Here is a 4,254-nt window from a genome sequence, read left to right on the forward strand (position 1 = left end):
CGGCGGCGAGGCTGGCCGCGACCGCAGCGCCGAACGGCGCCGGTGCCGGCCAGCGGGCAGCGCGAGCCGCGACGAGGCCCTGGCACGGCACGGCGTCTGCCGACGGTTGCATGTGCTTGCCCTCCTTGGCATCGATGGATCGGAAGCAGCGAGACGAAGCGGCGCGACATGCGCATCGCGCGACACCGTCTTTATCGCCATGCCAGCGTCGCATCCAGCCTGGACGTCGGCCATCGGTCCATGCCGCGGCACCGCGTCAGAATTCGCCTAACGCGCGAGCGCGCGCCGCGTCACAGTCCCGGCGCAGTTCTCCGCAGCTTCATCGCCCCGCGCCTAAGGTGCGATACCCCACGTCGTAAGGAGTTCGCGCATGCGCAAGGGCATCGCATTGATCGTCGGAGTCACTGGCATCTCCGGCTACAACCTCGCCAACGTGCTGGTCGCCGAGGGCTGGACCGTCTATGGGCTGGCACGCCGTCCGGTGCCGCAGGAAGGCGTGATTCCGGTGGCGGTCGATCTGCTCGACCGCGACGCCACCATCGCGGCGCTGCGCGGGCTTCCGATCACCCACGTGTTCTTCTGCACCTGGACGCGGCGCGACACCGAGAAGGAGAACGTCGCCGCCAACGGCGCGATGTTGCGGCACCTGTGCGAGGGCCTGGACGGCGCGACGCTGCAGCACATGGCGCTGGTCACCGGCACCAAGCATTACCTGGGCTCGTTCGAGCACTACGGCAGCGGCAAGGCGGAGACGCCGTTCCGCGAGAGCGAACCGCGGCAGCCGGGCGAGAATTTCTACTACACGCTGGAAGACCTGCTGTTCGACGCCGCCGCGCGCCATGGCTTCGGCTGGAGCGTGCACCGCTCGCACACCATGATCGGCCAGGCCAACGGCAGCAATGCGATGAACATGGGCGTGACCCTGGCGGTGTATGCGACGCTGTGCAAGCACACCGGGCAGCCCTTCGTGTTCCCTGGCTCGCGCGCGCAGTGGGACAGCCTCACCGACCTCACCGACGCCGGCCTGCTCGGCCGCCAACTGGCCTGGGCCGCGACCAATCCGGCCGCACGCAACCAGGCCTTCAACACGGTCAACGGCGACGTGTTCCGCTGGCGCTGGATGTGGGGCGAGATCGCCGCGTTCTTCGGCCTGGACCCTGCCCCTTATCCGGAGGCGCCGATGCCGCTGCAAGCGCGCCTGCAGGACGCCGCGCCGGCCCTGTGGCGCGAAATCGCCGAGCAGCATGGGCTGGTGCAGGCGGACGTCAACCAACTCGCCTCGTGGTGGCACACCGATGCCGATCTGGGCCGCGAGATCGAGTGCGTCAACGACATGACCAAGAGCCGCGATCTCGGCTTCCTCGGCTACTACGACAGCCGCGCCTCGTTCCTGGAGCTGTTCACGCGACTGCGTGCGCAGCGGGTGATTCCCTGAGGGACGCGGCTGGGTGAAGAGTCACCGATGCAATGGGAAAGCGGCAATCCGGAAGGTTGCCGCCTATGGGGCACGCGGTGCGCTCCAGGACGGTCGCCGTTGTAGTGACATACACTGCACTGCCGCGGTGACGTGTTTGCTGGGCATGCTGTACGAAGTTTTTCGGCGCCGACAGCAACCAACGCCGGCGACTTGCCCGGCTTCGTTCGTCGCGGCTGAAGCCGCTTCTACGGCGCGCTTGCGCTAGAAGTGCTTTCGCCTGTCCGAGGATCTCCGGCGTCGGCAAATGCTGAAGCCGCTGCGGCTCGCTGCGTCGTTCGTCGCGCCTGACCTCGCTCCACCGCTCGGCGAAGCGACGATCTGCACTGTGGGAGGGACTTCAGTCCCGACGCGCACTGCATCAGTGAGCAGGACACTGCTTTTGTCGTGACCGCGAGCGCTGCACAGCAAGCGAGGCTGTCACGCCCGACCCCGCACGCAGCAGGCTTCAGTGGCGCGCCTTCAGGCCGCGATTACGTCCCCACACCGTGATACGCCAGCACATCGCGTCCGCCACCACGCTCGCTCAAACGTCCGCAGGCGCCAATTCGCGCAGCTTGCCCTGGTGCAGTTCCAGCACCCGGTCCAGCTTGCGCGCCAGGCTGCGGTCGTGGGTGACCAGGGCCAGGCTGGTGCCCTGCGCGCGGTTGAGTTCGAGCATCAGCGCGAACACGTTGGCCGCGGTCTTGTCGTCGAGGTTGCCGGTCGGCTCGTCGCCGAGCACGCAGGCCGGGCGATTGACCAGCGCACGCGCCACCGCGGCGCGCTGGCGCTCGCCGCCGGACAGTTCGCCCGGCTTGTGCTCCAGGCGATGGCCCAGGCCCACCGATTCCAGCAGCGCGCGGGCGCGGGCATCGGCGTCCTGGATCGGCGCGCCGCCCAGCAGCACCGGCATCATCACATTCTCCAGCGCAGTGAACTCGGGCAGCAGGTGATGGAACTGGTAGACGAAGCCCAGCGAACGGTTGCGCAACTGCCCGCGCGCCGCGTCGGTCAGCGCCGACATGCGCTGGCCGGCCACGTAGACCTCGCCGGAGGTCGGCACGTCGAGGCCGCCGAGCAGGTGCAGCAGGGTGCTCTTGCCGGCACCGGAGGCGCCGACGATGGCCACGGTCTCGCCCGCCGCCACGCTCAGCTCCAGGCCGTCGAACACCGGCGTGCGCATCTTGCCTTCGGCGTAGGTCTTGGCCAGGCCTTCGGCGCGGATCGCCGCGTCCGCTTGTCGCTTCTGCATTCCCGATTCCCGATTCCCCATTCCCGATTCCCGGCTCTCATTCATAGCGCAGCGCCTCCGCCGGCTGCGTGCGCGCCGCGCGCCAGGCCGGGTACAGCGTGGCCAGGAAGCTCATCAGCAAGGCGACGATGGTGATCACCATGACGTCGTGCGGCTGCATGTCGGTGGGCAGGCCGGTGATGTAGTAGACGTCCTCCGGCAGCAGCTTGATGTTGAACACCGCCTCGATGCCGGCCAGGATCCGCTCCAGGTTGAGCGTCAGCACGATGCCACCGATCACGCCGGCGACGGTGCCGATCACGCCGATCAGCGTGCCCTGCACCATGAACACCTGCATCACCCCGCCCGGGCTCAGCCCCAGCGTGCGCAGGATGGCGATGTCGGCCTGCTTGTCGGTCACCAGCATCACCTGCGAGGACACCAGGTTGAACGCGCCCATCGCGATGATCAGCGACAGCAGGATGCCCATCACTGTCTTTTCCATCTTCAGCGACTGGTAGAGGTTGGCGTTCTCGCGGGTCCAGTCGCTGACCATGTACGGGCCGTGCAGGTTCAGCGCCAGGTCGCGCGCCACGTTCCAGGCCTGATCCATGTCGTACAACTTCAGGCGCACGCCGGTGACGCCGTCGCCCATGCGCAGCACCCGCTGCAGGTCCGGCATGCTGGTCACCGCCAGGCCGCGGTCGATCTCGTTGTAGCCGGCCTCGAAGATGCCGCTGACGGTGAAGCGCTTGTAGCGCGGCACCATGCCCATCGGGCTGGCCTGCGGCTCGCCCAGCATCACCACCACCTTGTCGCCGACGCCCACGCCCAGCCACAGCGCCAGTTCCTGGCCGAGCAGGATGTTGTAGGACCCCGGGGTCAGGCTGTCGACCGAGCCCTGCTTCATCTTCTGCGCCAGCACCGAGACCTTGGCCTCTTCCTTGGGCAGGATGCCGCGAACGATCGCTGGCTGGTTGCGCTGGCCGGTCAGCAGGGCCTCTTCCTCGACGTAGGGCGCGGCGCCGGCGACGCGCTTGTCGCGCATGGCCACGTCCACCGCGTGCTGCCAGTCCTCCATCGGCGCGCCCTGCGCGCTGACCGTGGCATGCGCGGCCATCTGCAGCAGGCGGTCGCGGATCTCCTTCTGGAAGCCGCTCATCACCGCCAGGGTGGTGATCAGCACGGTCACGCCCAGGGCGATGCCGAGGATCGAGGCCATGGAGATGAAGGAGATGAAGTTGTTGCGGCGCTTGGCGCGCAGATAGCGCAGGCCGATGGCCACGGGTAAGGGTTTGAACATGCGCAGCCACCATCCAGGGAGCGCTATGGTGCCATTTGCGGCGGCGCAGACGAAGCGGCATGGGCGGCAGCGGCCAGACGCAGTTCACGTCGTGCCGCCGGCGGCAGCGTGTCCGGCCACCACGCCAGGCGCTGCGTACGCCCCTGCGCATCGCGCCAGCGCACGAACGCCAGCGGTCCGCGCCAGGCGACCTGCAGCGCGCTCACCGCCACGCCATCGACGCTGGGCGCACCGGCACCGGCAGGAATCAGCAGCGCGCGCGGC

General features: G+C 68.4%; 3 protein-coding genes and 1 pseudogene. 1 reads left to right on the forward strand and 3 read right to left on the reverse strand.

Annotated features, from left to right (window positions below; translation table 11 throughout):
• The first annotated feature begins 370 nt into the window (after window positions 1-370).
• Window positions 371-1,435: an SDR family oxidoreductase gene (locus D588_RS0102640; protein WP_017914865.1), complete on the forward strand. Its 1,065-nt coding sequence runs from the start codon at window positions 371-373 to the stop codon at window positions 1,433-1,435.
• 565 nt (window positions 1,436-2,000) lie between these two features.
• Here the strand turns inward: D588_RS0102640 and lolD are convergent.
• From lolD to D588_RS0102655, 3 genes and pseudogenes are all read right to left on the reverse strand, one after another.
• Entirely contained in the window at window positions 2,001-2,708 is a 708-nt protein-coding gene (gene lolD / locus D588_RS0102645; protein WP_017909302.1) for a lipoprotein-releasing ABC transporter ATP-binding protein LolD, read from the reverse strand.
• Window positions 2,709-2,745: 37 nt separating this feature from the next.
• On the reverse strand, window positions 2,746-3,990 hold the full coding sequence (locus tag D588_RS0102650; protein WP_010342649.1) for a lipoprotein-releasing ABC transporter permease subunit: 1,245 nt from the start codon (window positions 3,988-3,990) through the stop codon (window positions 2,746-2,748).
• A gap of 23 nt (window positions 3,991-4,013) precedes the next feature.
• Window positions 4,014-4,254 (reverse strand): annotated as a pseudogene (locus D588_RS0102655) (hypothetical protein); the annotation flags it as partial.

Origin of the sequence: Xanthomonas sp. SHU 308 (genome assembly GCF_000364645.1) — a bacterium.
Lineage (GTDB): Bacteria > Pseudomonadota > Gammaproteobacteria > Xanthomonadales > Xanthomonadaceae > Xanthomonas_A > Xanthomonas_A sontii.

What these genes read in the sequence shown, in the direction of transcription:
- D588_RS0102640 (WP_017914865.1), top strand. Translation starts at nt 371, where the DNA reads ATGCGCAAGGGCATCGCATTGATCGTCGGAGTCACTGGCATCTCCGGC.
- lolD (WP_017909302.1), bottom strand. Translation starts at nt 2,708, where the DNA reads ATGCAGAAGCGACAAGCGGACGCGGCGATCCGCGCCGAAGGCCTGGCC.
- D588_RS0102650 (WP_010342649.1), bottom strand. Translation starts at nt 3,990, where the DNA reads ATGTTCAAACCCTTACCCGTGGCCATCGGCCTGCGCTATCTGCGCGCC.